The organism is Pontibacter diazotrophicus (genome assembly GCF_003367245.1).
Taxonomy (GTDB): Bacteria; Bacteroidota; Bacteroidia; order Cytophagales; family Hymenobacteraceae; genus Pontibacter; species Pontibacter diazotrophicus.
The window spans coordinates 1-1,436 of sequence record NZ_QRGR01000075.1; the positions used below are offsets into that span (position 1 = coordinate 1).

Annotated in this window: 1 protein-coding gene; it reads left to right on the forward strand. The window is 54.4% G+C overall.

Annotated features, from left to right (window positions below):
• Positions 1 to 21: 21 nt before the first annotated feature.
• A complete protein-coding gene (locus DXT99_RS26700) occupies positions 22 to 1,308 on the forward strand; it encodes an IS4 family transposase (protein WP_115568647.1) in 1,287 nt (428 codons plus the stop codon).
• The last annotated feature ends 128 nt before the right edge of the window (positions 1,309 to 1,436 follow it).

Below are 1,436 nucleotides of genomic sequence, written 5' to 3' on the forward strand. Positions count from 1 at the left end.
AAGTAGCTGTAGCTTTGCAGGATGGAGGTAAGTGTAGAAGGATTATTAGAAGGCAAGGAAGGTCTGCTCGAGCAGCTGCAATCCTTTTTCAAGGAAGAGGAGCTGGAGAAGCTTGCCCGGGAGAGCAGGTTTGTTGAGCGGAGCACCTCGAGGTTGAGCGGTTGGATGTTTCTGCAGCTACATTTGCTCATGGAGTCTAACGGCAAAGAGTTCAGCCTGAGCGACATGTGCCAGGAGGTGTCAGAGAGGCACGGGGTGGAGCTTACCAAGCAGTCGCTGGACGGGCGCTTCAACACCTTTGCCGTCGGGTTCATGCGCCAATGCTATCAGCTCCTGCTCAGGCAGGTGCTTGATGTGGGCCAGCAGCAGGCTGCCCATCCCCATTTTTCCAGGGTTATTGTCACAGACTCCACCAGCTTTCAACTGCCGGGCCAGTTGGCGGCCTTCTACCGCAGCAACGGAGGCTCCACTTCAGGAGCCTCCGTCAAGTTGCACCAGCAGTATGAGTTGCTGCAGGGCTCGATACTGCGGCTTGAGGTCCGCGACGGCAAGGAGAACGACACGCTCTTTCTCCAGGGCCTGAGTTACGAGCAGGCGGGAAAGGAGCTGCACATACTGGACCTGGGCTATTACAAGCCAAGGCACCTGCAGGCCCTGGACAGAGCCGGCGGCTTTTTCATCAGCCGCTACAAGACGGGCACCCGCCTCTACATCGAAGATGAGGCAGGCAAGCTGGTGCTGCTGGACTGGCAGCAGTTTCTGGGGCGGTTGGAGAAAGGCAGCAACTGCCTGCCTGAGGTATCCCTGGGCAAAGGCAAAGACAAGCTCAAGGTACGGCTTGTTGCCCAGAAGGTGCCGGCGGAGGTGGCAGAGCAACGGGCGAAAAAGCAGCAGCGCAAGCAGGCCAACCAAAGCAAGAGTGGCAAGTACAGCTGGCAGACAAGCGAGGCTAAAAAACAGCTCATGGGCTATAATATCTATATCACCAACACCTGTCCAGAACAGCTCAGCCCCCTTCAGGTGCAGCTTTACTACAGGCTGCGCTGGCAGATTGAGCTGCTCTTCAAGATATGGAAGAGCATCATGGAGATAGACAAGGTCGGCCGGATGAGCATCTTCCGCTTTGAGTGCTACCTCTACAGCCGGCTGATAGCCATTCTTCTTTCTGCTCAGGTGCAGCACATGCTCAAAGGCTATCTGGAGCAGCAGTTGGAAGACTTCGAACTCAGCGAGTGGAAGGTGATGAAGCATCTAAAAAAAAGATACTCAAGCTTTGCCAGGCACTCAGCGAAGGCAGCAGAGCCGTGAAAGAGTGGTTTTGGAAAGTGCTCAGAAGGGTAATCAGGATAGGCAGGAAAGAAAAAAGAAGAGACAAGAACGGGCTACTAAAACCATCACCAAATGATATACTTTATCCTTAGCCTGACGGCTATGGT

Coding starts and splice junctions, on each gene's coding strand:
- DXT99_RS26700 (WP_115568647.1), top strand. CDS start 22: ATGGAGGTAAGTGTAGAAGGATTATTAGAAGGCAAGGAAGGTCTGCTC.